Genomic DNA, 24,693 nt, shown 5'->3' with positions numbered 1-24,693 from the left:
TCATCCCCCATATAGTTCAGATTGAAAACTAATTGGAACGCAGTTTTTCCCCTCTTTCCCGTTGCCTTGCAAAGGAGCAATCATGACCCCGCAGCCCACCCCTGCAGACAAGTTCACTTTCGGCCTCTGGACGGTCGGCTGGACCGGTGCCGACCCCTTCGGCGTTGCCACCCGCGCGGCGTTGGACCCGGTGGAGGCAGTACACAAGCTCAGCGAACTCGGCGCGTACGGCATCACCTTCCATGACAATGACCTGATTCCTTTCGATGCGAGCGCCTCCGAACGCGACCTCATCCTGAAGAACTTCAAGGCAGCCCTGGCCGAGACCGGCCTGAAGACACCCATGGTCACCACCAACCTCTTCAGCCACCCGGTCTTCAAGGACGGCGGATTCACCTCCAACGACCGCTCCATCCGCCGCTTCGCACTGAGCAAGATCCTCCGCAACATCGACCTCGCCGCCGAACTTGGCGCCGAGACCTTCGTGATGTGGGGCGGCCGCGAAGGCAGCGAGTACGACGGTTCCAAGGACCTGTCCGCAGCACTGGACCGCATGAAGGAAGGCGTGGACACCGCCGCCGGGTACATCAAGGAGAAGGGCTACGGCCTGCGGATCGCCCTGGAGCCCAAGCCGAACGAACCCCGCGGCGACATCTTCCTCCCCACAGTGGGCCACGGCCTTGCGTTCATCGCCCAGTTGGAACACGGCGACATCGTGGGCCTCAACCCGGAAACCGGCCACGAGCAGATGGCCGGGTTGAACTTCACCCATGGCATCGCCCAGGCACTGTGGGCGGACAAGCTCTTCCACATCGACCTCAACGGCCAGCGTGGCATCAAGTACGACCAAGACCTCGTCTTTGGCCACGGCGATCTCACCAGCGCCTTCTTCACCGTGGATCTCCTGGAGAACGGCTTCCCCAACGGAGGCCCCAAGTACACCGGCCCCCGCCACTTCGACTACAAGCCGTCCCGTACCGATGGCTACGATGGCGTCTGGGAATCCGCCAAGTCCAACATGTCCATGTACCTGTTGCTGAAGGAACGCGCCCTGGCATTCCGCGCGGATTCCGAGGTCCAGGAAGCCCTGGCAACCTCGGGCGTGTTCGAACTCGGCGAGAGCACACTGGGCGCGGGCGAAACCACTGCGGACCTGCTGGCCGACGCAAGCGCCTTCGATACGTTCGACGCCGACAAGGCAGCCGAACGCTCCTTCGCTTTCATCCGCCTCAACCAGCTGGCCATCGAGCACCTGCTCGGCGCCCGCTAAACACCCAACCCACCGCAACCCCGCCGCCGGGCTTGTCCCAGGACTTCCTGGGCAGGCCCGGCCGCGGTTCGCCAAAGGAACAACGCATGCCTCTCGTAGCCGGGATCGACAGCTCCACCCAGTCCTGCAAAGTGGTCATCCGTGACTCAGTCACCGGCGCCCTGGTCCGGCAGGGCCGGGCCTCCCACCCGGACGGCACCGAGATCCACCCGGATCATTGGTGGACAGCCCTGCAGGAAGCCATCGCGGCAGCAGGCGGGCTGGACGACGTCGAGGCCGTTTCGGTCGGCGGACAACAGCACGGCATGGTGTGCCTGGACGAAACCGGGGAGGTGGTCCGCCCGGCCCTGTTGTGGAACGATACCCGCTCCGCACAGGACGCCGAGGAGCTGATCCTCGACGCCGGAGATGGTGATCCAGCTGCCGGGTCCACGTATTGGGCGAGCAGCACGGGAACAGTTCCGGTGGCTTCCCTGACGGCCACCAAACTGCGCTGGCTCGCACGGAACGAACCGGAGAATGCGCGGCGCACGGCCGCAGTGTGCCTCCCGCATGACTGGCTGTCCTGGCGTTTGGCCGGTCGCGGGCCGGGAAGCGGGCCGGCATCGTTGGAGCTCCTGCGAACCGATCGGTCCGACGCCTCGGGGACCGGGTATTTCTCGGCCACCACCGGAGAATATCTTCCGGATGTTTTGGAAAACACCCTCGGGCATGTGCCCATACTGCCCGGCGTAGTGGGCCCGTTGGAAACGGCCGGCAAAACCGCGACCGGTGCTTTGATTGGCCCGGGCGCAGGCGACAATGCCGCAGCAGGCCTTGGCGTCAGCGCCGCCGTCGGAGATGTAGTCATCTCCATTGGAACCTCCGGGACGGTGTTCGCAGTGTCGGACACTCCGGCCCAAGACTCCAGTGGATTGGTGGCGGGTTTTGCCGACGCCACAGGCAACTACCTCCCCCTGGCCTGCACGCTCAACGCCACGCGTATCTTCGATGCCACAGCGGCCCTGCTCGACGTAAGCCTGAACGAACTCGGCTCCCTGGCACTGTCCGCACCGGAAGGAGCTGGGGGCTTGACACTCGTCCCTTATTTCGAAGGTGAGCGCACCCCCAATCTTCCCGAGGCAACCGGGTCCCTCCACGGCCTTACACTTTCCAACTACACGCCCGCCAACCTCGCACGAGCCGCGATCGAAGGAGTTGTCTGTTCGCTGGCTGACGGGCTGGCCGCGCTTCAGGCGCAAGGGGTGGAAGCCCGGCGCATCATTTTGGTGGGCGGCGGTGCACAATCCGAAGCCGTCCAACAGGTGGCCGCCTCCGCCTTCGGTTTGCCCGTGTTCGTTCCCAAGCCCGGGGAATACGTTGCTGATGGCGCTGCCCGGCAAGCTGCGGGTGTCCTCACGGGGCAGTTGCCCGAATGGTCGTTGGACGGCTTGACCGTGAACAGCACGGAAAGCAAGGGCACGGCGCCATTCCTGGAGAGGTATCGTCATTACGCCGCCAAGGCAGCCATCGGCTGATCCTGGTAGCCAGTGCTCTATCGTGACAGGGTGAGCTCTGAACAATCTGCATCAGCCCGTCCTCCTGTCATGGAGGACGTCGCCCGCGTAGCCGGGGTTTCCCACCAAACCGTCTCCCGGGTGCTGAACAACCACCCCAACGTCAGCTCGAAGACCCGCGAACGCGTGGAACAGGCGATCACTGAACTGGGCTATCGCCGGAACACCGCCGCACGCAGCCTGGTGACCCGGCGCTCCCAAACCATCGGCGTACTGGGCAGTGAAATGGCGCAATACGGCCCATCGCACACGCTTCTAGGAGTGCAGCAGGCGGCAAGGGATGCCGGTTATTTCGTGAGTATTGCAGCCCTGCGGGAAGTCACTCCGGAAACCATCAAGGACGCGATTGCGCACTTCATGGACCAGGGCGTTGACGGCATTGTGGTGACGGTCCCGCATCCGGGCACTTTCGAAGTCCTCAAGGACGTTACTGCCCAGGTGCCCCTGGTAGCGGTGGGATCCATCGGCGATGAGCACCTGACAGGCGCCACGGTTGACCAGCGCCAAGGGGCGCGGCTCGCCGTCGAGCATTTGCTGGAGTTGGGGCACCGACGAATCGGACACCTTTCCGGTCCCTCGGACTGGATCGACGCCGCGGCGCGCATTGACGGCTGGCGCGATGCCCTGGGCGCCGCAGGAATTGAACCGGCATCCTTGATCGAGGGTGACTGGAGCGCTGAATGCGGTTACAGGGAGGGCCTGAAGATCGCAGCCGAACGGGCAGTGACCGCTGTGTTCGTGGCCAATGACCAAATGGCCCTGGGAGTGCTGCGTGCGTTCAACGAAGCCGGCGTCCACGTCCCTGCCGACATCAGCGTGGTCGGCTTTGATGACCAGCCCGAGGCGGCCTACTTCATCCCTCCCCTGACCACCGTGGCCCAGGATTTCGAAGAGCTCGGCCAACGGTGCATCAACCTGCTGCTGGATCGTATTGAGAGCGGAACCATCGGCAAGGCAGCTACCGTCACTCCACGGCTGATGGTCCGATCCACCACGGCAGCCCTGCACAACTGAGCCAGGCCGAGCCCGCATGACGCTCAGCTGAGGCACCCGAAGCGGCGTTCTCCGTCCCTTGTTCGGCCTGCTCTTGACATCAAAGTTGTGAGCGCTAACAATTGCATCAGACCTTCTTCACTTTCCACCCCGACCCCCGGCAATGAGGCCTCGGCCAGCCGGATGGAGACACCCATGAATCCCTCAGAAAACTACCCGCTCGACGAGCAGTTCGTCATCGGTGTGGATTACGGCACCCTGTCCGGCCGCGCCGTAGTGGTGCGCGTATCGGACGGCGCCGAGATCGGCAGCGGAGTATTCGAATACCCGCACGCCGTTGTCTCCGACACCCTCCCCACCAGCGGCCGCCGCCTGCCCGCCGACTGGGCCCTCCAGGTGCCGAACGACTACCGCGACGTCCTGCGCAATGCTGTACCGGCCGCCGTCGCCGATGCCGGCATCAACCCCGATAACGTGGTGGGCATCGCCACCGACTTCACGGCCTGCACCATGGTTCCGACGACGGCGGACGGCACACCGCTGAACGAACTGGAACGCTTCGCGGACCGCCCCCACGCGTTCGTGAAGCTGTGGCGCCACCATGCTGCGCAGCCGCAGGCCGACCGCATCAACCAGCTGGCCGAAGAGCGCGGCGAGTCCTGGCTCCCCCGCTACGGCGGCCTGATCTCTTCCGAGTGGGAGTTCGCCAAGGGCCTGCAGCTTCTTGAAGAAGACCCGGAAGTTTACGGAGCCATGGAGCACTGGGTGGAGGCAGCCGACTGGATCGTCTGGCAACTCTGCGGAAGCTACGTCCGCAACGCCTGCACGGCCGGCTACAAAGGCATCTACCAGGACGGCAAGTACCCGTCGGAGGATTTCCTGGCAGCCCTTAACCCGGATTTCAAGGACTTTGTCAGCAGTAAACTGGAGCACACCATCGGACGCCTGGGTGACGCCGCGGGCTACCTCACGGAAGAGGCCGCGGCGTGGACCGGACTGCCGGCGGGAATCGCTGTGGCCGTGGGCAACGTGGACGCCCACGTCAGCGCGCCGGCTGCGAATGCCGTGGAACCCGGCCAGTTGGTCGCGATCATGGGCACCTCCACCTGCCATGTGATGAACGGCGATGTCCTGCGCGAGGTCCCCGGCATGTGCGGCGTGGTCGACGGCGGCATTGTGGACGGCCTGTGGGGCTACGAAGCAGGCCAGTCCGGTGTTGGCGACATCTTTGGCTGGTTCACCAAGAACGGTGTCCCTCCCGAATACCACCAGGCAGCAGCAGAGAAGGGCCTGGGCATCCATGAATACCTCACGGAACTCGCGGAAAAGCAGGCCATCGGTGAGCACGGCCTGATTGCCCTGGACTGGCACTCGGGCAACCGTTCCGTGCTGGTGGACCACGAGCTTTCCGGCGTAGTAGTGGGACAGACTCTGGCCACCAAGCCCGAGGACATTTACCGGGCCTTGCTGGAAGCCACAGCATTCGGCACCCGGACGATCGTTGACGCGTTCCGCGATTCCGGTGTGCCGGTCAAGGAATTCATCGTGGCCGGCGGACTCTTGAAGAACAAGTTCCTGATGCAGGTCTACGCCGACATCACTGGCCTGCAGCTCTCCACCATCGGTTCCGAGCAGGGCCCGGCGCTGGGATCGGCCATCCACGCCGCCGTTGCTGCCGGGAAGTACGCGGACATCCGGGAAGCCGCCGCGTCCATGGCTGCTGCGCCGGGGGCCGTCTACACGCCCATTCCGGAGAACGTCGCCGCGTACGAGGTCCTCTTCCAGGAGTACCGCACCCTTCACGACTACTTCGGCCGCGGAACCAACAACGTCATGCACCGCCTCAAGGCCATCCAGCGTCAGGCGCAGGGCGGCGGCGGGGTGGCCGAACCGGCGTCGAACTCCTCCTCCGATGCCGCAGAGCGGGTGTCCGCATGAGCGCGCTCCTGGACACCATCGCAAAAGTCCGCAGGGAAGTCTGCGAACTACACGCAGAACTGACCCGCTACCAGCTGGTCGTCTGGACTGCGGGCAACGTCTCCGGCCGCATTCCCGGCCACGACCTGATGGTCATCAAGCCGTCGGGAGTTTCGTACGACGACCTCACTCCGGAGCTCATGGTGGTCACCGACCTCTACGGCACACCGGTCCGGGGCATGAACACCGGCAGCAGCGGCACGGTCGACTGGGGCAACCCGGATCTCTCGCCCTCCTCCGATACCGCCGCGCACGCCTACGTCTACCGGCATATGCCCGAGGTAGGCGGCGTAGTGCACACCCACTCCACCTACGCCACGGCGTGGGCGGCCCGCGGCGAGGAAATTCCCTGCGTGCTCACCATGATGGGCGATGAATTCGGTGGGCCCATCCCGATTGGACCGTTCGCCTTGATCGGGGACGACTCAATCGGCCAGGGGATCGTGGAGACGTTGAAGAACTCCAACTCACCGGCGGTCCTGATGCAGAACCACGGCCCGTTCACCATCGGCAAGTCCGCACGCGACGCCGTCAAGGCCGCAGTGATGTGCGAAGAAGTGGCCAGGACCGTCCATATTTCGCGCCAGCTTGGGGAACCGCTGCCCATCGATCAAGCCAAGATCGAGTCCCTGTACGACCGATACCAGAACGTTTACGGCCGCTGAGCGGACCGTACAACCAGCCAACCGCTTACTCCCAGAGCCTCACCCAGGAGCCACGAAATGCCCAACGCCAACAACACCTCCGCCAACTCCACGTCCTTGGGGCAGTACGAGGTCTGGTTCCTCACCGGCAGCCAGCACCTTTACGGCGAGGACGTCTTGAAGCAGGTCGCCGCACAGTCGCAGGAGATCGCCAACGTCCTGAACGCGGCCACTGATGTGCCGGTGAAGCTCGTGTGGAAGCCCGTCCTCACCGATTCAGATGCCATCCGCCGCACCGCGCTGGAAGCGAATTCGGATGATTCCGTGATCGGGGTGACCGCGTGGATGCACACGTTCAGCCCTGCCAAGATGTGGATCCAGGGGCTGGATGCGCTGCGCAAGCCGTTGCTGCACCTGCACACCCAGGCCAACCGCGACCTCCCGTGGGCCGACATCGATTTCGACTTCATGAACCTCAACCAGGCAGCCCACGGCGACCGCGAATTCGGCTACATCCAGTCGCGCCTCGGAGTGCCGCGGAAGACCGTCGTCGGGCATGTCAGCAACCCGGAGGTCGCCCGCCAGGTGGGCGCCTGGCAGCGTGCCTCGGCAGGTTGGGCAGCGGTCCGCACCCTGAAACTGACCCGTTTTGGTGACAACATGCGCAACGTCGCCGTCACCGAAGGCGACAAGACCGAGGCCGAGCTGCGCTTCGGCGTATCGGTGAACACCTGGTCGGTCAACGAGCTCGCCGACGCCGTACACGGCGCGGAAGAGTCCGACGTCGACGCCCTGGTTGCCGACTACGAGCGCCTCTACGAGGTGGTTCCGGAACTGCAGAAAGACGGCGCCCGCCACGAGTCGCTGCGGTACAGCGCCCGGATCGAGCTGGGGCTGCGCAGCTTCCTGGAAGCCAACGGTTCGGCCGCGTTCACCACGTCCTTTGAGGATCTCGGCGAACTGCGCCAGCTCCCGGGCATGGCTGTCCAGCGGCTCATGGCCGATGGCTACGGCTTCGGCGCCGAGGGTGACTGGAAGACCGCCATCCTGGTCCGCGCCGCAAAGGTGATGGGTTCCGGGCTGCCCGGCGGCGCCTCGCTCATGGAGGACTACACGTATCACCTCGAGCCGGGCTCCGAGAAGATCCTGGGTGCGCACATGCTCGAGGTCTGCCCGTCCCTGACAGCCAGGAAGCCCCGCGTTGAGATCCACCCGCTGGGCATCGGCGGCAAGGAGGACCCGGTCCGCATGGTGTTCGATACCGATGCCGGCCCCGGCGTCGTCGTCGCGCTGTCCGATATGCGCGACAGGTTCCGCCTGGTGGCAAACGCCGTGGACGTCGTCGACCTCGACCAGCCGCTCCCGAACCTGCCGGTAGCGCGTGCCCTCTGGGAGCCCAAGCCAAACTTCGCCACATCGGCAGCGGCGTGGCTCACCGCCGGCGCCGCACACCACACGGTGCTGTCCACGCAGGTGGGCCTGGACGTGTTCGAGGACTTCGCCGAGATCGCCAAGACCGAGCTCCTGACCATCGACGAGGACACCACCATCAAGCAGTTCAAGAAGGAACTCGCCTGGAACGCCGCTTACTACAAGCTGGCCGGCGGCCTGTGAGCACGGAATTCACGCTGAGCGCGGGCGGCTACACGGCTGTTGTGGCTGCCCGCGCCGCCGCACTGCGGGTGCTGCAGTTCGAAGGCCGCGACCTCGTGGTCCCGTTTCCCGAAGGTGGCCCGATCCCGGACTACCGCGGCATCATCGCCGCACCCTGGCCGAACAGGATCGCTGATGGCAGGTACGTGTTCGACGACGTCGAGTACCAGCTTCCCGTGAACGAAACCGAGCGGGAAACGGCGTTGCACGGCCTCGCCTTTCCGCTCGACTGGACCCTGAAAGAGGCCGACGCCGGTTCGCTCACCCTGAGCTGCACGGTGGGTCCCACCGAGGGCTACCCGTTCGTCCTGGAGCTCTCGGCGCAGTATGTGCTGGACGACGCCGGCCTCCACACCACCGTGACCGCACGTAACGCCGCTGATGTCGCGGCGCCCTACGGCGTGTGCCCGCACCCGTACTTGGTGGCCGGTTCGTCTCCGCTGGACCATTGGATCCTGGAAGCCCCGGCCGGGCGGTACCTTGAGGTCACCCCCGACCGGCTCCTGCCCGTTTCGCTGGAGCCGGTGGAAGGCCACGCTTTCGACTTCCGTTCCGCGCGCGCCATCGGGACCACCGAAATCGACCACGCTTTCACGGACATCAGCTTCGACGCCGGGCTGGCGCGACTGTCGCTGCGGGACCCGGCCGGCAGCGGCGTCGGGATGTCCTGGGACGAAAGCTGCCCGTGGCTGCAGATCCATACCGCCGACAAGCCGGAACCGTTGCCCAACCGCCTGGGGCTGGCCGTGGAGCCCATGACCTGCCCGCCCGATGCTTTCAACAGCGGCACGGACCTGGTCCGGCTGGAGCCCGGAACCGAGCACGTGGCGGCCTGGAGCATCTACGCCTTGTAGCTAACTTTCTGCGCCGGCGGTGCTTTGGCGGACCACGAGTTCGGGGGTGAACACGACGGCGCGGTGCTTGGTTCCGTTGCTCTCCTGCTCTTCCGCAAGGAGCTCGACGGCGGTACGCCCCAAGGCTTCGGTGGGCTGGCGGATCGAGGACAAGGGCACGACGGCGGAGATGGCGAAATCGATGTCGTCGTAGCCGATGAGGGCGATGTCGTCGGGAATCCGGACAGTCCGCAGCATGGTCAGCGATTGCATGACACCAAGGGCCAGCAGGTCGTTGGAGCAGAAGACGGCTTGGGGCCGCTCCGCCGGATCCCGTTCCACCAGCGCGTTCCCCACCTGTCGTCCGGCCAGGACCGTTTGCCCTGCCGAGTCGAGAACCTCGATGGTCGCATCCCGGACTTCCGCCACCGCACGCTGCGCGCCCTCAAGTCGGCTGGACACCTGGCGGATGGAGGGGGTGCCAACAAAGGCCAGACGACGGCGGCCCAGGTCCAGCAGGTGCTTGGCGGCCAAATATCCGCCTTCCTTGTCATCCACGGAGACCGAGCTGCAGCGTTCGGTATCGGCGAGTTGATCCACCAGGACGGTGGGGACCCCGCGCTCCCTGAGGGTATCGATCCGGGCCTCCACGTCTCCTACAGGCGAAAGGAGCAGGCCCTGGACCCGTTGTTCCTGGAACAGGTCCATGTAGTGCGCCTCCCGCGAAGCATCCTGGCCGCTGTCCCCCACCAACACCACGCTGCCCAGCGCGGTTGCGGCATCCTCGGCCGCGCGTGCCACCGAGGAGAAGAACGGGTTTCCGACGTCCAGCACAATAAGCCCGATGGTCCGGCTTTGCCCGGCACGGAGTTGTCGGGCGGCGTCATTCCGTACGAACCCGAGTTCGGCGATTGATTTGAGGACGCGTTCCTTGGTCCTTTGGGAAACCCTGTCCGGATAATTCAGCACGTTGGAAACAGTTCCCACGGCTACGTGGGCGTGGTTGGCAACGTCCTTGATGCTGGCTGTCTGGGACATGCTTTCCGTTCTCGCTGGCTGAAAGTCAAGGGAGTGGAAACGCCTTGACACCCTTCGCATTCCGAGGGTAATTTGAATCGTAACAAATGAAACGATTCAAAGACGAGTAACCCGGAGAACCGCATGAGGGTATGTTTCCGCTCTTCCGTCCAGCCGGAGCTGATGGACGAATACAAGCGCCGCCACGCTGCCGTATGGCCGGAAATGTTGCAGGCCCTCAAGGCCTCCGGGTGGAACAACTACTCCCTGTTCCTGGCCCCCGACGGTCAACTTATCGGCTACCTGGAATGCGATGACTACGCAGCGGCACAGGCTCGAATGGCCCTGACGGAAGTCAACGCCCGCTGGCAGGCCGGGATGGCCACCCTGTTTGCTGACAGCGATGTCCCTCCGGACCAAGGCTTCGAAATCGTCGAGGAAGTTTTCAACCTGGAAGACCAACTGGCCACATCCGGCGTCGTCATTAACGACGCCGCGCCAGCACATACAGACAGCACCATCGGACACCAGAAGGAACAATCATGAACACCATAGAATCGGCCCTGGGCCGCCTGGGAGAACTGGCCATCGAAGTGCCGTCCTGGGCCTATGGAAATTCGGGGACCCGGTTCAAGGTCTTCGGCACGCCGGGTACGCCGCGCACCGTGCAGGAAAAGATCGCCGACGCCGCAAAGGTGCACGAGCTGACGGGGCTGGCTCCTACTGTGGCGCTGCACATCCCTTGGGACAAAGTGGATGACTACGCGGCGTTGAAGGAGTACGCCGAAGAGCTGGGCGTGGGCCTGGGGACCATCAACTCCAACACCTTCCAGGACGACGAGTACAAATTTGGCTCCCTGACCTCCTCCACGGAATCGGTGCGCCGCCGCGCCGTCGACCACCACCTCGAGTGCATCCAGATCATGCATGCCACCGGATCAAAGGATTTGAAGATCTGGTTGGCCGATGGCACCAACTACCCAGGCCAGGACGATATGCGTGGCCGCCAGGATCGCCTCGCCGAATCCCTTCAGGAGATCTACGCTGCCCTGGGTGATGAACAGCGCCTGGTTTTGGAGTACAAGTTCTTCGAGCCGGCTTTCTACCACACCGATGTTCCGGACTGGGGCACCTCCTACGCCCAGACCCTGGCGCTGGGCGAGAAGGCCTTTGTCTGCCTGGATACCGGCCATCACGCGCCCGGCACCAACATAGAATTCATCGTGATGCAGCTGCTGCGCCTGGGCAAGCTGGGTTCCTTCGACTTCAACTCCCGTTTCTACGCCGATGACGACCTGATAGTGGGCGCGGCGGACCCGTTCCAGCTCTTCCGCATCATGCACGAGGTCATCCGCGGCGGCGGCTTCGGCAAAGAGTCCGGCGTCGCGCTGATGCTGGACCAGTGCCACAACCTGGAAGAAAAGATCCCGGGCCAGATCCGCTCGGTGCTGAACGTCCAGGAAATGACGGCCCGCGCCCTGCTGGTGGACACGGCCGCTTTGAACGAGGCCCAGCGTGCCGGGGATGTCCTGGCCGCCAACGGCATCTTCAACGATGCCTTCTACACCGACGTCCGCCCGGTCCTGGCCGAATGGCGCGAATCCCGCGGCCTGCCCGCCGATCCGATGGCCGCCTACAAGGCCAGCGGATACCAGAAGAAAATCAACGAGGACCGCGCAGGCGGCCAGCAAGCCGGATGGGGCGCGTAAGAGGCATGAACATGCAGAACACAGCCAACACTGTTGAAGACCTGATTTCCCGTTCCAACCGTCTCGGCGCGGACAAGCGGAACACCAACTTCGCCGGCGGCAACACCTCCGCCAAGGGGATCGAGAAGGACCCCGTCACGGGCCAGGACGTCGAGCTCCTCTGGGTGAAAGGCTCCGGCGGCGACCTCGGCACGCTGAAAGCGGAGAACCTCGCTGTACTCCGGCTGGACCGGCTGCAGGCGCTCAAGTCCGTTTACCCCGGCGTCGAGCGTGAAGACGAAATGGTTGCCGCGTTCGATTACTGCCTCCACGGAAAGGGCGGCGCGGCGCCGTCGATCGACACCGCCATGCACGGCCTGGTGGACGCGGCAAACGTCGACCACCTGCATCCGGACTCGGGCATCGCGATTGCGACGGCGGTGGACGGCGAGGCACTGACGTCCAAGATCTTCGGGGACAAGGTTGTCTGGGTTCCGTGGCGTCGTCCCGGTTTCCAGCTGGGCCTGGACATCGCCGCGATCAAGGAAGCCAACCCGCAGGCGATCGGCACCATCTTGGGTGGCCACGGCATCACGGCGTGGGGCGCCACAAGCGAAGAGGCTGAGGCCAACTCGCTGTGGATCATCGACCAGGCCGAAAAATACATCGCAGAGAACGGCAAAGCCGAGCCCTTCGGCCCCGCACTCCCCGGCTACGCCGCACTCCCGGAAACCGAACGACGCGCCAAAGCAGCAGCCCTGGCACCGGTGATCCGCGGCCTGGCCTCCACGGACAAGCCGCAGCTGGGGCACTTCAGCGATGACGCCGTCGTACTTGAATTCCTTGCCGCAACCGAGCACCCGCGTCTGGCTGCGCTGGGCACCTCCTGCCCGGACCACTTCCTGCGCACCAAGGTCAAGCCGCTGGTCCTGGACCTGCCGGCGGACGCCTCCATTGAAGAGTCCGTGGACCGGCTCAAGGAACTGCACGCCGACTACCGCAAGGACTACCAGTCCTACTACGACCGCCATGCGGACGCCGATTCACCTGCACTGCGCGGCGCGGACCCGGCCATCGTGCTGGTTCCGGGCGTGGGCATGTTCTCCTTCGGCAAGGACAAGCAGACTGCTCGCGTGGCCGGCGAGTTTTACATCAACGCCATCAACGTGATGCGCGGCGCGGAGGCGATCTCCACCTACGCCCCGATCGAGGAATCCGAGAAATTCCGTATCGAGTACTGGGCGCTGGAAGAAGCCAAGCTCGCCCGGATGCCGAAGCCCAAATCCCACGCCACCCGCATCGCGCTGGTGACCGGCGCGGCGTCGGGTATCGGCAAGGCAATCGCAACCCGCTTGGCGTCCGACGGCGCGTGCGTGGTGATTGCCGATCTCAACTTGGAGAACGCCCAAGCCGTCGCCGAGCAACTGGGCGGATCCGACGTCGCAATCGGCGTCCAGACGGACGTGACCGACGAAGCGCAAATCGCCGCTGCCATCCAAGAGGCCGTGCTCGCGTTCGGCGGCCTGGACCTGGTGGTCAACAACGCCGGCCTGTCCATCTCCAAGCCGCTGCTCGAAACCACGGAGAAGGACTGGGACCTCCAGCACAACGTCATGGCCAAGGGCTCGTTCCTGGTGTCCAAGGCCGCGGCGAAAGTCATGATCGATCAGGGCCTGGGCGGAGACATCATCTACATCTCCTCCAAGAACTCCGTCTTCGCCGGCCCCAACAACATCGCGTACTCCGCCACCAAGGCGGACCAGGCACACCAGGTCCGGCTGCTCGCCGCGGAGCTCGGGGACCATGGCATCCGCGTGAACGGCATCAACCCAGACGGCGTGGTCCGTGGCTCCGGCATCTTCGCCGGCGGTTGGGGCGCCAAGCGGGCCGCGGTCTACGGCGTGGACGAGCAGGAGTTGGGCAAGTACTACGCCCAGCGCACGCTCCTCAAGCGCGAAGTCCTGCCCGAACACGTAGCCAACGCGGCGTCCGTGCTCACCAGCAACGAGCTCTCCCACACCACCGGCCTCCATATCCCCGTGGACGCCGGCGTCGCAGCAGCCTTCCTGCGATGACCACCGGATTCCCGGCGAATGCCGTCCCGGCCCACGCCGGGGCGGCGCTTCCCCGCAAGGTGTTCGCCGCCGTCGATATCGGCGCCTCCTCCGGCCGCGTCATGCTCGGCCGGGTCTCGCCCACTTCGGGTGTGGCCCTCGAGACGATCCACCGCTTCCCCAACGGGGTAGTAGAGCTCGACGGCGGCCTCCGCTGGGCCTTCGATGCCCTGTTCGCTGAGGTGCTCAAGGGATTGACCGCTGCGGCTGCTGTGGCAGCATCGAACGGCGAGCGCATTGTGAGCCTCGGTATCGACACCTGGGCTGTGGACTATGGCCTGGTGGATTCCTCGGGGCAGCTTGTTTCGGCGCCGTTCAGCTACCGGGACGAGCGCAGCCGGGCCACTGTTGAGCGCGTGCATGCCGTGATCCCGCCGGAGAAGCTCTATGCCGTCACGGGACTTCAGTTCCTGCAGTTCAACACCTTGTATCAGCTGGCAGCCGAGCCTTCCTTGGCGGGGCTGCAGGCGTTGATGATTCCGGACCTGATCGCGTTCCTGCTCACGGGAGAACGTCGAACCGAGGCCACCAACGCTTCCACCACGGGCTTGTTCGATGCCGTCTCCGGTAGTTGGGCCTTTGACTTCCTGGACGCACTGGGATTGCCCCGGGACATCTTTCCGCCTCTCATCCAGCCCGGCGATCCAGTGGGTGTAGTGCTCCCTGCCATCGCCGAACGTACAGGCCTGCCTGCCGACACCACCGTGGTCGCAGTTGGTTCGCACGACACCGCGTCAGCCGTGGCAGCAGTCCCGGCCCTTCAGGAAGACTTCGCCTACATCTCCTCCGGCACCTGGTCCTTAGTTGGCGTGGAGCTGGACCACCCTGTGCTCACGGAAGCCAGCCGCAAGGCCAACTTCACCAACGAACGCGGCGTTGATGGAACCATCCGGTACCTGCGCAACGTGGGTGGGCTGTGGTTGCTGAGCGAATGCCAGCGTTCCTGGGCGGCTCAAGGATTCAGCCAATCATTGCCCGCTTTACTCGACGCTGCCGCCGCGCTCCCTCCCGGGGGTCCCCAGATCAACGTCGACGACCCCGCCTTCACCGCCCCGGACAACATGCCCGAACGCATCCGCGCAGCCGTGCGGCACAACGGTGAGGTGCTCCCGGACCGGCCCGACGCCGTCGTGCGCTGCATCATGGACAGCCTGGCTGCCGGTTACGCCCGCACCTTGGCCGACGCCGAACGGCTTACCGGCCGCAGCACCAGCGTGGTGCACGTCGTAGGTGGCGGTTCGCAGAACCGGCTCCTGTGCCAGCTGACGGCGGAGGCTACGGGAAAGCCCGTGGTGGCTGGTCCGGTGGAAGCCACTGCGCTGGGCAATGTCCTGGTTCAGGCAAGGGCAGCGGGTGTGGTGAGTGGGGGCTTGGCTGAGCTCCGGGCGTTGGTAAGCGCCGGCACCGAGCTGGTGCGGTACGAACCGGCGTTGGCTGAACGTCTGGTACGTCACAGCGCCGGGTGAGCCTCCCGCGCTAAACTGAACGCACTATGATCCGCACAATGTTCAAGTCCAAGATTCACCGCGCAACGGTGACCCATGCCGATCTTCACTACGTCGGCTCGGTCACTGTCGACCTGGACCTCCTGGACGCGGCCGACATCCTGCCCGGCGAGCTCGTCTCGATCGTGGATGTCACCAACGGCGCCCGGCTGGAGACCTACACCATTGCGGGCGAGCGCGGTTCCGGCGTGATCGGAATCAACGGCGCAGCTGCGCATATGGTCCACGTGGGTGACACGGTCATCCTCATCACGTATGCGGAAATGACCACGGAAGAGGCCCGGGCGTACGAGCCCAGGGTTGTCCACGTGGGCAAGGACAACAAGATTTTGCAGCTCGGCAACGACCCCGCCGAAGGTCACACGCCGGGACTTATGCGCCCGCCGCACGCGCTCAGCAACGCAGCCCACCTGAGCTGACCCAGCCACACACATAACGCTCGACGTCGGCTCCCACCTGGGTCCCGGCGTCGTAGTTTTTGTACAGCTAACGCCCTTAAAAGGGCCGCTTAGGGTCATTAGGTGTACAAAAACTCCATGTCCACATGACGGAACCACGCGCAGAAAACGCTTACTCGCGGGCTGCCAGCCGCTAGGCTGGTTTTCGTGACCCGACGAACCCGCGCCCATACCGCTCCATGATCGGCGTTCTTTCCGGGTTCTTCGTAGTGTGGGCCATCATTCTGGTTGGCATGTTCGTTGGCCGCCGCAACGTTCTTGGGGAGAACGCAAGGTCAGTCCTGAGCTCGCTGACGTTCTTCGTGGCGAGCCCGGCGCTCCTTTTTGAGACGTTGAGCAAGGCTAAACTGCACGACGTCTTCGCCGCGCCCCTCCTGGTTACGGCCGTGGGTGCTGTGATCACGGGCCTGCTGTTCTTCCTGATCGTGAAGTTCTGGTTGAAGCGCACCATGCCCGAAGCCCTCATGTCTTCCATGAGCGCGTCTTTGGCGAACTCCGCCAATCTCGGCATTCCGATCGCCGTGTTCGTTCTGGGAGATGCGAGCTATGTGGCACCGCTGTTGATCTTCCAGCTCGCGTTCTTCACACCGATGTACCTGATGGCCCTGGATGCCAGTACCAGTTCGCACCGGACCACTCCCCTGCGCTTCGTGCTGATGATCGTCAGGAACCCCATGATCGTGGGCTCGGCGCTGGGCCTCTTGGTGGCTGGAACCGGCTTCCAGGTTCCAACGCTCCTTCTAGAGCCCATCCACTTGATCGGCGGAGCCGCGATTCCTGCCATGCTGATGGCCTTCGGCATGAGCCTGAACGGATCCCGGCCCTTGCAGAAATCATCCGGACGCCGGCTGGACACCCTGCTGGCCAGCGGCTTCAAACTCATCGTCCATCCACTGGTCGCCTACCTGTTCGCCCGGTTCGCTTTGGGCTTGGACGGGCACGCACTCTTCGCCGTGGTGGTGACATCAGCGTTGCCCACGGCGCAGAACGTTTTCGTGGCCGCCAACCGTTACCAGGCGGGAATCACGGTAGCGAAGGACACCGTGCTCATCACCATCATCGTGGCGGTCCCGGCCATGATCGCCGTCGCGCTGCTGCTTACCTAAAGCTGGCCCCTCAAATCGGGTTACTCAACGTCCGCGCTGGCCAGGTAATGGTCCAGGAGCTGCGCGCAGCGGATGAAACCCAGGTGCGAGTATGCCTGCGGGTGATTGCCCAGATGTGTTTCCGTGGCGGGATCGTACTCCTCCGGAAGCAAGCCAGTGGGGCCGAACAATGCCACCAGCTGGTTAAACAACTCCAGGGCATCGTCCAACCTGCCCACAGCCAGGTACGCCTCTATCAGCCAAGTGGTGCAGATGTGGAAGCCGCCCTCCAAACCCGGCAGGCCGTCGTCGTACCTGTACCGGAAAACGGTGGGGCCCACCCGCAATTCGCGCTCCACGGCCGTGACCGTATCCAGGAACCGCTGGTCCTGGACGTCCAAGAGGCCCGATAGCCCGATGTGAAGGACTGCAGCGTCAAGGTCGGGGCTGTCATAGGCCACCGTGTATGAGCGCGCCGCCGAGTCCCACCCCTCGCTGAGAACTTCGGCACGGATGGTGGCCGCCTCAGGCGCCCAGTCGGCGTGGGGCGTACGGCCGTGCAGGGCCGCCGTCCGCAAGGCCCGGTCCAGCGTGACCCAGCACATCGTCTTGGTGTAGACGTGGTGCCGGGGCGCGCGGCGGGCCTCCCAGATGCCGTGGTCCGGCTCATGCCAGCGCGCCATGACGGCATGCGCCATTTCCTCCATCAGGAACCAGTGCTCATCGGGCAGGAAGTTCCGCCGCTCGGCCAAGTCACTGATCAACTCGGCGATGGGCCCGAACACGTCCAGCTGTACCTGGTGGTCCGCTGCGTTGCCGATCCGGACCGGCCTGGACCCGGCATAACCGGGCAGGCTCTCCACGATGGCCTCAGTGGAGAGCGGCGCACCCGTGACCGAATACAGGGGGTGCAGCCATTCAGGCCCAGGCGCGTTCTCCAGAATCCGGCCCAGCCACCCCAGGAACCCATCGGCCTCATCGGTGGAACCCAAAGACACCAGCGCGTTGACCGTCATGGACCCATCGCGCAGCCAGCAGTAGCGGTAATCCCAGTTGCGCGTCCCGCCAATTCCTTCCGGCAAGGACGTCGTGGGGGCTGCGAGGACGGCGCCCGTCGGCTCATGGACCAGCGATTTCAGCACCAGGGCGGACCGCCGCACCAATGATGGTTTCATGGTGGGCAGCTGCAGCGCCTTGACCCACTCCCGCATGACAAGCCCGACGGCGGCACGGCGGTGGGGTTCACCGGCCGGGTCCGCGGGCGGCGGCTCAGTATCCCCGCAGCGCATGTTCAGGACCACGGGCCCATCACCGAGGGGGACCACCGCGGTGGCTGTGGCATACCGGCCGTCGCTGCTGATGGTGAAGGCGACGCCCGGAGCGGACAGGATGATGGGATCGGAAGTACCGAGGATATGTACCTCGTCACCGCGAATCTCCATGCTGAACGGCGCGGTGGCGTAGTCGGGCCGCGGAGCGAAGACTACCCGGGCCGAACCTGTGCCGGACAAGACCCGGACCAGGCTGGTGATTCCTTCCGGCGCGGGTTCAAGGTAATCCGTCACGGTGACATCGGCCCAACGGGTCTCCACGATCATGGTGTTGTCCACATAGCGCTGCGCCAACACGGGCGAAGGTTTCACCGGTTCGATGCTGAAGTGCCCAGCGGGGTCCCCACCGAGGATATGGGCAAACAACGACCCCGAATCCGGCAAGGGGTGGCTCATCCAACACACCTTCGCATCCGGGGTGAGCAGGGCCGTCGACGTTCCGTTGCCGATCATCGAGTGCCGCTCCAAACCCACTGCGTCCTCACCGAACAACCACGCCCTGCGCAGCTCGAACAACAAAGCCAGCACGTGCGCAAAGGCTTCCGGGTCCGGGATGGTGTGGGCCGCCGTCGTGCTCCCTGGCCCGACGTGCAGCCCAAGGTCGGGGCCGCGCAGGGTGGCGAGTGCCTTCTCGTCGCTTTCGGCATCGCCGGCGTACAGTGCGGCGCTAACGCCGAGCCGGGCGCGCAACTGCTCCAGCGCCTGGCCCTTGGCCGGCTCCTCCACTGTGAGGTCCAGGACCGATCCGTCCACGATGAAGTACATCCCGAACTCGATGGCGATCTTCTGGGCGACGAACCTCACGCGGTCCACCACCTCCGGCGTCGCGGGCCGGGTATGGACGCCCACCCCTACCGGCTTGCGGACAACACTGATGCCCTTCTCGAAACCGACCGCCTCCGTGAGTGCCGTGGCCACCTGCTGGAGCAGCTGCTCCGTGGCGAGGGAAAGGGTGTAGGCGTAGCCCATGTCGAACTCCACCCCGTGCGAGCCCACCAAGTGAACCTCCGCGGGAAGGCGGGACACGGCCGCCAGGTCACGCAAGGACCGGCCGGAAATGATGGCAGCGTGGGTGTTGGGCAGGGCCGCGAGCGCACGCAGAGCCACCGCAGCACTGTCCAGGGGCAACGTTTCGGTGGACACGCCTTCGGCTGAGCAGAGCGTGCCCCCGTAATTGCACGCAACAAGGAGACCTGGAACCCGCGCCAGGACCCTGAGCTCCGAGAACAGCTCAGGAGTGATGCCATTCTGCGCGTCGGATTGGAGAACCGTCCTCAGCAGGCCAAGCGGAAGCGAGTTCATCAGCAACGCTGAATCGGCGACTGATTGGTTCAGATGCGCAGGCATAGCGGGTCCTTCCGACGCGGATAGCTACAGTTTCCGCCCGGCGGGTTTCGCTTGACTACCTTGCAGATTGCAATCGAGTAAAGCTTTTCCTTGGATTTATGCGGGAGTTTATGCGGCCACTAGGCCCGCCACGTCGGCCAGGAGCTCCACGGACCGCAAACGCTCTTCAGTGCCGATGCTCTGGTGGGCCACGATCAGTTCGTCGGCATCGGCAAAAGCTGCGAACTCGTCGAGGTAGTCGCGTACTACGTCCTTGGTGCCTACCGCGGAGAACTTCATCATCTGGGCGATGTGCTGGCCCTGCGGCGAGTCAAGGACCATGTCCGCTTCGTCATCCGTGAACTCGCGGCCGCCGCCGAAGAACAGGGAAACCCGTGCCCTCTTCACGGCCAGGTGGATGGCTTGTGCCTCAGCGTTGGTGTCTGCGGCGGTGACGTTCACTCCAGCGATGACGTGCGGCTCGGACAACTGCCCGGAAGGCTTGAACTCGCGGCGGTAAATGGCAACAGCGTCCTGCAGCGCGGCCGGGGCAAAGTGTGAAGCGAACGCATAGGGCAGGCCGAGCTGCGCGGCCAACTGGGCACCGAACAGCGAGGAGCCAAGAATGTAAAGCGGGACGTTGGTGCCCTTGCCTGGTGTCGCTTCAACGCCCTGGATTCGGGTGGGGCCGGTGAGGTATCCCTGCAGTTCCAGCACATCCTGGGGGAACCTGTCCGAGGACGTATGGTCGCGCCGCAGCGCACGCATGGTGTTCTGGTCACTGCCGGGGGCGCGTCCCAAACCGAGGTCGATGCGGCCCGGGTGGAGCGTCTCCAGCGTGCCGAACTGCTCTGCGATGGTCAGCGGCGAGTGGTTGGGCAGCATGACGCCGCCCGCTCCCAGCCGGATGGACTTGGTGTGCGCGGCCACGTGGGCGATGAGCACACTGGTTGCCGACGATGCGATGGCGGACATGTTGTGGTGCTCGGCGTACCAGACGCGGCGGTAGCCCAGTTCTTCAGCCTTCTGCGCCATGGCCACGCTGCCCGCGAGGCTTTCCGCCACCGTCTGGCCCTTCCCGATGGTTGCCAGGTCGAGGATGGAAAGAGGAACAGTCACGGGGAAGCCTTTCGGTACGTTTCGCGGTACCCGCTTCTGGTTGCCGGGCACTCTAGCGACAACGACGGCGGCACCCGGCTTATTTCTGTGAGTTGCGTCGCGTGCTGGCTGCGCCCAGGGTCCCGGGCTGTTTTATGACCCTGTTCGACGCCGGATTAACCGCGGTGTCCCTGCGTATCCCTGCGTTTCAAACTCCTTTGACCGGGTTCCGGAGGCTGCCGGATAGTGGCAGCAACAAACCCGCATCAGACTTCCCGCTTCGGCGGAACCAAGGAGAACCCATGGCACGTTTCGCAGCCAAAACCGGCCTGACCGCGGCATTGGCCGCCACTGCCCTTCTGGGCCTGGCCGCATGCTCGGATCCGGGCGCCACCGCCGCAACGGGGGCATCCAACCCGCAGGGGTCGGCAAGTGCGAACGCTTCAACCAGCGCAACCAAGCAGTTCAACCTCACCCCGCAGCAGGACCGCATCAAGGTTTCCGTGGACGCGGCTGCGGCCGCCCTGGTCCCCGACGCCATCAAAGCCGACGGCAAGCTGACCGTGGTGACCACCGGTGGAACCCCTCCGCTGAGCACGTTCGCCACTGACAACAAGACGCTGATCGGCAGCGAAGTGGACATTGCCTATGCCGTCGGTGAGAGCCTGGGGCTGCAGGTGGAGGTGCTGCCGGTAGCGTGGGCCGACTGGCCGCTGGGCGTGGAGTCAGGCAAGTACGAGGCCGTACTGTCCAACGTCACCGTCACCGAGGCCCGCAAGGAGAAGTTCGACTTCGCTACCTACCGCAACGACCTCCTGGGCTTTTACGCCAAGGCCGACTCTGACATCTCTACGGTGAAAGAGCCCAAGGACGTGGCGGGCAAGCGCATCATCGTCGGCTCGGGCACCAACCAGGAAGCAATCCTGGTGCGCTGGGACGAAGAGAACAAGAAGAACGGCCTGAAGCCGGTCGAGTTCCAGTATTACGACGACGACTCCGCATCCCAGCTCGCCCTTCAGTCCGGCCGCGCGGACCTGACGTTCGGGCCCAACGCCTCCGCCGCGTACAAAGCGGCCAAGGACGGCAAGACCAAGCAAGTGGGCACCCTTGAGGGAGGCTGGCCCCTGAAGGCAGAAATCGCCTTCACCACCCAGAAGGGCAACGGCTTGGCAGCTGCGGCGCAGGCTGCCCTCAACACCCTCATCAAGGACGGCAATTACGGAAAGATCCTGGACCGTTGGGGTCTGTCCTCCGAGGCCATTCCCGCGTCAGAACTGAACCCGCCGGGCCTGCCCAAGAAGTAGGACCCAACTGAGTCGCAGTTGAGGCCGTTTTGAGCGTTCAAAACGGCCTCAACTGCGACCTGCTTGGGTGCGTTAGAAGTGCGCGGGGTCCGTATTGGCGCCGCAAAGTACGACGGCGACCGTCTCGCCATCGCGCGGGGTGTAGGCACCCGAGAGCAACGCAGCATAGGCTGCCGCAGCACCGTGTTCCACCACGATCCGGTGCTTCTCCCACAGTGTGCGGCGGGCTTCGACGATGTCCTCGTCGCTGACCAGCACGCTCTCCACGCCCGTACGCCGCGCGATCCCGAAGCCGATCTCCCCGATCCGCCGGGCGCCCAGGGAATCCGCCGCAATGCCGGAAACCGCCACATCCACCGGTTTCCCCTGCGCCAAAGCCGTATGCAGGGTGGGGACCGTCTCCGGTTCAACGCCCACTACGTGCGCCCGCCCCTCGGTGGCTGCGGCAATGCCGCCCATCAGCCCGCCGCCGCCGACAGCAACGAGGATGGTGTCGACGTCGGGCAGTTCATCCAGAAGTTCAAGCCCCACCCCACCGGCGCCTGCCACGATCTCGGGCTGGTCGTAGGCATGGCAGTAGACGGCCCCCTTCTCTTCCGCGAACGTGACGGCAGCAGCATATGCCTCTGCGTACTCGGCACCGCCCTGGATCACCGTGGCCCCGATGGCGTAAAGCTTGTGGACCTTGTTGGCCGGAGCGGACTCGGGAACGAACACGGTTGCCGGAACCCCGAGCTTCGCTGCAGCGTATGCGTTGGCCAGGCCGGCGTTTCCCCCGGAGGCCACCACGATCCCGACTTCAGGATCCAGCTGGCCGTTCTCCTTCGCCGTGAGAAGTCGGTTGAAGGCCCCGCGCGCTTTGAAGGATCCCGTGTGCTGCATGTACTCGCACTTGAACCACAAATGGTAGGTCTCCTGGTTGCCGCTCTCGGCAAGGGGCGTGTGCCGGACCCAGCCCGAAGTCCGGGCGTAGGCAGCTTCTACTTCATCGCGTGTGACCATCGTGGCTGCACCTTTCGTCAGACTCATCCTATGGTTCGGTACGTGCCGGTTCAGCACCGCGCATAAGCTTGGGCCATGCCCGATTTCGTCCTTCGTCCCGCCGTAGCCACTGATGCCGCCTGGATCGCCGAACTCCGTGCAGTGGTCATGCGGCCGGACCTGGAACGCCTTGGGCGCTTTGATCCCGTCCGTGTCCGCGAGCGCTTCCTGAACGCCTTCCAGCCCGAGCACACCTATGTCATCCATTCGGAGGGCGTCGACGCCGGGGTGATCGCGGTCAGACCTGAACCGGACGCACGGTGGATTGAACATTTCTTTGTTGCACCTGCCCACCAGGGCAAGGGCCTCGGCAGCGCTGTGCTGCGGCACGTCATGGCAGCTTCGGTGGACGAACGCCCCTTCCGCTTGGACGTCCTCCAGGGAAGCGCTGCCCGGCGTCTCTACGAACGGCACGGTTTCGTGCTGGAATCCGAGGACCCGCTAGATGTCTTTATGGTGGCCCCGGGCAACAGCTGACCACCCCTGCCCGGAATGCGGTAGCCTCAGCACACCACGCGGCTACGACGCGATACTTTCCGGGGGGAAAAATGGGGATCTTTCGAGCGCGCTCTTTAAGGCACGCAACCACTATTGCAATGGCAGCGGGGCTCCTGGCGTCCGGCCTCCTGGCGGCTTCGCCAGCCAGCGCGGGCAGTCAGTCCACGCCGTATATCGACGGCGTCCCGTACGTCGGCTCCGAGATGCGCCGCCAGTACAACTACGACTATTGGGGCTGCAGGAATCCTGACGGCTCCGGAGACGGTATCTCCCTGGAGTGGCTGCGCGACGGCGAAACACTTCCCGCCGAGCGTCAGGGCGAAACCTTGCGGATACTGCCGGAGGACCAGGGCAGCCGCATCTCATTGAGGGTCCACCCCCTCACTCCCGGCGAGCCTGGCTGCCCTACCGAGACCCAGCTCAGCGCCGAAACCAACCCGATCAAGGCCTCCAACAGGGCAATGGGCTGGACGGGCCGGGGCAACTTCGAACCCCTGGCACGCACCTACGACGGCAGGCTCGTGCTTTACCCGCGGACCTACACGTATTACAAGGGCTCCTGCGAAGGTCCGTGCCCCGCGTACTGGGGATCATGGGATGAACCCCGGCAAGTAGGGGCGGGCTGGAACATGTTCAACATCGTTTTCTCACCCGGAGACTTCGACGGCGACGGATTCAATGATCTCCTTGCCAGGAACGCCGCCGGCCAGCTGTTCCTCTACCCCGGCGACGGCGACGGCGGCTGGCTTCCCACCCGCCAAGCAGGCACTGGATGGAACATCTTCGACTCGATCGTGGGCCCCGGGGATTTCAACGGCGACGGGACCAACGACGTCCTGGCCAGGAACGCTGCCGGCGATCTGTTCCTCTACCCGGGCGACGGCGAAGGCGGGTGGCTTGCCCCCAGCAAGGTGGGCTGGGGCTGGCAGGTCATGAACAAGATCGTCACCGGGGGCGACATGAACGGCGATGGCACAGTGGAGATCTTCGGCCGGGACACCAACGGCGGACTGCAGATCTATCCCACTGACGGCCAAGGCGGCTGGGGCGCGCCTGCCTTCATGGGTGGCGGCTGGAACACTTTCCTGGACGTGTCGGGGCTGGGCAGCTTCAGCCATCAGAAGTACAACAACCTCGTTGCCATCAACCAGAACGGTGATCTTGTCCTGTACTCCACGGGCGCACTCACCACAGCGCTGTATGGACCGTATGGGCCCGTGGGCAACGGCTGGAACGTGTTCCGGGAACTGCTCTAGCCCGCGGCCCAATTAGAGCGGCTGCCCCCACACTGTCAGTTGCAGC

General features: G+C 64.6%; 20 protein-coding genes. 16 read left to right on the top strand and 4 right to left on the bottom strand.

Annotation, left to right across the window (positions count from 1 at the left end):
• Positions 1-82: 82 nt before the first annotated feature.
• The 7 genes from xylA to AB0N72_RS17210 all read left to right on the top strand — a co-directional run bounded on the left by xylA (position 83) and on the right by AB0N72_RS17210 (position 8,947).
• Positions 83-1,270 carry a xylose isomerase gene (gene xylA, locus AB0N72_RS17240; protein WP_363933375.1) on the top strand — a complete coding sequence of 396 codons (1,188 nt, stop codon included), beginning with the start codon at positions 83-85 and terminating at the stop codon, positions 1,268-1,270.
• 86 nt (positions 1,271-1,356) lie between these two features.
• A complete protein-coding gene (xylB, locus tag AB0N72_RS17235; RefSeq protein ID WP_363933373.1) occupies positions 1,357-2,787 on the top strand; it encodes a xylulokinase in 1,431 nt (476 codons plus the stop codon).
• A 69-nt stretch (positions 2,788-2,856) separates the two neighbouring features.
• Positions 2,857-3,840: a LacI family DNA-binding transcriptional regulator gene (locus AB0N72_RS17230; RefSeq protein ID WP_363933847.1), complete on the top strand. Its 984-nt coding sequence runs from the start codon at positions 2,857-2,859 to the stop codon at positions 3,838-3,840.
• A gap of 174 nt (positions 3,841-4,014) precedes the next feature.
• Positions 4,015-5,757: a ribulokinase gene (gene araB, locus AB0N72_RS17225; RefSeq protein ID WP_363933372.1), complete on the top strand. Its 1,743-nt coding sequence runs from the start codon at positions 4,015-4,017 to the stop codon at positions 5,755-5,757.
• Positions 5,754-6,461 (top strand): L-ribulose-5-phosphate 4-epimerase, encoded by a 708-nt coding sequence (locus AB0N72_RS17220; RefSeq protein ID WP_363933370.1) that lies wholly within the window; start codon positions 5,754-5,756, stop codon positions 6,459-6,461. Before araB ends, AB0N72_RS17220 begins: the two co-directional genes overlap by 4 nt.
• Positions 6,462-6,518: 57 nt before the next feature.
• Positions 6,519-8,054: an L-arabinose isomerase gene (gene araA, locus AB0N72_RS17215; protein ID WP_363933368.1), complete on the top strand. Its 1,536-nt coding sequence runs from the start codon at positions 6,519-6,521 to the stop codon at positions 8,052-8,054.
• A complete protein-coding gene (locus AB0N72_RS17210) occupies positions 8,051-8,947 on the top strand; it encodes an aldose 1-epimerase family protein (protein ID WP_363933366.1) in 897 nt (298 codons plus the stop codon). The genes araA and AB0N72_RS17210 overlap by 4 nt, the downstream gene beginning before the upstream one ends.
• Here the strand turns inward: AB0N72_RS17210 and AB0N72_RS17205 are convergent, their stop codons facing one another.
• The gene (locus AB0N72_RS17205; RefSeq protein ID WP_363933364.1) at positions 8,948-9,964 is read right to left on the bottom strand and encodes a LacI family DNA-binding transcriptional regulator; all 1,017 of its coding nucleotides are present in this window, start codon (positions 9,962-9,964) and stop codon (positions 8,948-8,950) included.
• 123 nt (positions 9,965-10,087) lie between these two features.
• Here AB0N72_RS17205 and AB0N72_RS17200 point away from each other — a divergent pair, with 123 nt between their 5' ends.
• The 6 genes from AB0N72_RS17200 to AB0N72_RS17175 all read left to right on the top strand — a co-directional run bounded on the left by AB0N72_RS17200 (position 10,088) and on the right by AB0N72_RS17175 (position 16,814).
• Entirely contained in the window at positions 10,088-10,489 is a 402-nt protein-coding gene (locus AB0N72_RS17200; protein WP_363933363.1) for an L-rhamnose mutarotase, read from the top strand.
• Positions 10,486-11,652 (top strand): L-rhamnose isomerase, encoded by a 1,167-nt coding sequence (gene rhaI, locus AB0N72_RS17195; RefSeq protein WP_363933361.1) that lies wholly within the window; start codon positions 10,486-10,488, stop codon positions 11,650-11,652. The genes AB0N72_RS17200 and rhaI overlap by 4 nt, the downstream gene beginning before the upstream one ends.
• An 11-nt stretch (positions 11,653-11,663) precedes the next feature.
• On the top strand, positions 11,664-13,706 hold the full coding sequence (locus tag AB0N72_RS17190; protein WP_363933359.1) for a bifunctional aldolase/short-chain dehydrogenase: 2,043 nt from the start codon (positions 11,664-11,666) through the stop codon (positions 13,704-13,706).
• On the top strand, positions 13,703-15,211 hold the full coding sequence (locus AB0N72_RS17185; protein ID WP_363933357.1) for a rhamnulokinase family protein: 1,509 nt from the start codon (positions 13,703-13,705) through the stop codon (positions 15,209-15,211). The genes AB0N72_RS17190 and AB0N72_RS17185 overlap by 4 nt, the downstream gene beginning before the upstream one ends.
• 26 nt (positions 15,212-15,237) lie before the next feature.
• A complete protein-coding gene (gene panD, locus AB0N72_RS17180; RefSeq protein WP_026267226.1) occupies positions 15,238-15,669 on the top strand; it encodes an aspartate 1-decarboxylase in 432 nt (143 codons plus the stop codon).
• A gap of 218 nt (positions 15,670-15,887) precedes the next feature.
• Positions 15,888-16,814 (top strand): AEC family transporter, encoded by a 927-nt coding sequence (locus AB0N72_RS17175; RefSeq protein WP_363933354.1) that lies wholly within the window; start codon positions 15,888-15,890, stop codon positions 16,812-16,814.
• Between the two features lie 20 nt (positions 16,815-16,834).
• Here the strand turns inward: AB0N72_RS17175 and AB0N72_RS17170 are convergent, their stop codons facing one another.
• Entirely contained in the window at positions 16,835-19,471 is a 2,637-nt protein-coding gene (locus AB0N72_RS17170; protein WP_363933352.1) for a trehalase-like domain-containing protein, read from the bottom strand.
• Between the two features lie 108 nt (positions 19,472-19,579).
• Entirely contained in the window at positions 19,580-20,569 is a 990-nt protein-coding gene (locus AB0N72_RS17165; protein ID WP_363933350.1) for an LLM class flavin-dependent oxidoreductase, read from the bottom strand.
• 281 nt (positions 20,570-20,850) lie between these two features.
• Between AB0N72_RS17165 and AB0N72_RS17160 the strand changes: the two genes are divergently transcribed.
• Complete coding sequence (locus AB0N72_RS17160) at positions 20,851-21,852, top strand: ABC transporter substrate-binding protein (protein ID WP_363933348.1); 1,002 nt, start codon at positions 20,851-20,853, stop codon at positions 21,850-21,852.
• A 72-nt stretch (positions 21,853-21,924) separates the two neighbouring features.
• Here the strand turns inward: AB0N72_RS17160 and AB0N72_RS17155 are convergent, their stop codons facing one another.
• Positions 21,925-22,854, bottom strand: a complete 930-nt coding sequence (locus AB0N72_RS17155) for a threonine/serine dehydratase (RefSeq protein WP_363933346.1) — start codon at positions 22,852-22,854, stop codon at positions 21,925-21,927.
• 75 nt (positions 22,855-22,929) lie between these two features.
• Here AB0N72_RS17155 and AB0N72_RS17150 point away from each other — a divergent pair, with 75 nt between their 5' ends.
• Positions 22,930-23,370: a GNAT family N-acetyltransferase gene (locus AB0N72_RS17150; protein ID WP_363933344.1), complete on the top strand. Its 441-nt coding sequence runs from the start codon at positions 22,930-22,932 to the stop codon at positions 23,368-23,370.
• A gap of 71 nt (positions 23,371-23,441) precedes the next feature.
• Positions 23,442-24,647, top strand: a complete 1,206-nt coding sequence (locus tag AB0N72_RS17145; RefSeq protein WP_363933342.1) for a VCBS repeat-containing protein — start codon at positions 23,442-23,444, stop codon at positions 24,645-24,647.
• Positions 24,648-24,693 lie beyond the last annotated feature (46 nt).

This window comes from Paenarthrobacter sp. NPDC089307 (assembly GCF_040685055.1).
Classification (GTDB): domain Bacteria; phylum Actinomycetota; class Actinomycetes; order Actinomycetales; family Micrococcaceae; genus Arthrobacter.
Note: the sequence above shows the minus strand (reverse complement) of the source record. Positions and strands in the feature narration are given on the sequence as shown.